The organism is Breznakia sp. PFB1-19 (assembly GCF_029893935.1).
Lineage (GTDB): Bacteria > Bacillota_I > Bacilli_A > Erysipelotrichales > Erysipelotrichaceae > Breznakia > Breznakia blatticola.
Genome location: NZ_JARXXJ010000057.1, coordinates 1 through 1,356, shown reverse-complemented (window position 1 = coordinate 1,356; position 1,356 = coordinate 1). Strand labels below are relative to the sequence as shown.

General features: G+C 37.2%; 1 protein-coding gene. It reads left to right on the top strand.

Features of this window, described 5'->3' with window-relative positions; translation table 11 throughout:
* The first annotated feature begins 129 nt into the window (after positions 1-129).
* On the top strand, positions 130-1,317 hold the full coding sequence (locus M2098_RS11540; protein WP_280684643.1) for an IS256 family transposase: 1,188 nt from the start codon (positions 130-132) through the stop codon (positions 1,315-1,317).
* Positions 1,318-1,356: the final 39 nt, after the last annotated feature.

The window sequence follows — 1,356 nt, the reverse complement described above, 5'->3', positions numbered from 1 at the left end:
TGGTAGTGTAAAATATCTTGTGTAAACTCCTTGAACCACCAAACCATGAGAAATGGTTAATATAGAAAAAGGGTGCCGTTCCTAGTAGAATTAATTGTGACTAAACAATATTCGAAAGGACGACTACCCATGAACAATTTTAGCACAGAAATCTACAAAGCACTATCTCAAGGTTTAAGTATTGACCAAATCATTTGCAATGAACTTCAAGATCAGATCAATTACTTACTTAAAACTGAACTTGCAGCTTTCCTTGACTACGATAAGCATGATGTGCGAGGTTACAATTCAGGTAACTCGCGTAACGGATTTTACACTCGTGACCTCGAAACTAAATATGGAACTATCAAGGTAGAGATACCTAGAGATCGTAATGGTGAGTTTAACCAACAAACTATTCAACCGTATGCGAGAAGAACTGATGATTTAGAAACAGCGATTCTTCATTTGTATTCTAAAGGTGTAACCACCGCTGAAATCGCTGATCTTATTGATAAGATGTATGGCCATGCTTATTCGCCAGCAACCATTTCAAACATAACGATGGCGGTTGAAGAACACGTACAAGCTTTTCACTCAAGAAAACTGAACAAGCGTTACACTGTTGTTTATGGCGATGCCACAATGATTAACGTCAGACGCGATAGCGTTTCTAAAGAAGCGTTGCATATACTAATTGGGATTACTCCTGAAGGAACTAAAGAGGTACTAGATTACCGACTATACCCCCAAGAATCAAGCGAAAACTATAAAGAAATGCTTGAAGACATTAAGCAACGTGGTACGCTAGAAATTCTTCTTTTCGTAACTGATGGTTTATCTGGACTGGCGAATGCTTGTTTATCTGTTTACCCAAAAGCAAAACATCAAGCTTGCTGGGTACATGTTCAACGAAGTGTTTCGAGAAACGTTCGTGCCAAAGATAAGAAAGAAGTTCTTGATGATTTAAAACCGGTATATAGAGCGAAAGACGAAGTTGAAGCACAAAAGCATCTTGAAGTTTTTAAAGATAAATACAAGAGTCGATATCCAAAGGTGATTAAATCACTATCGGATAATCAATCACTATTCAGTTTTTATGAATTCCCTGAAATGATTAGAAGCAGTCTTTATACGACAAATCTCATTGAGGGGATGAATAAACAATTGAAGCGTAATACTAAACGTAAAGAGCAATTTCCAAATGAGGATTCTCTTGACCGATTTGTATGTGACTACATGATGGACTACAACAGACGATTTTCTACACGAATCCATAAAGGGTTCGGAGTAGTACAAGCAGAAATCAATGACATGTTCGATAAACGATACAATTAGACTCTACTGTGACGTTTACACAAAATTATTGACACTGCC

Coding starts and splice junctions, on each gene's coding strand:
- M2098_RS11540 (WP_280684643.1), top strand. CDS start 130: ATGAACAATTTTAGCACAGAAATCTACAAAGCACTATCTCAAGGTTTA.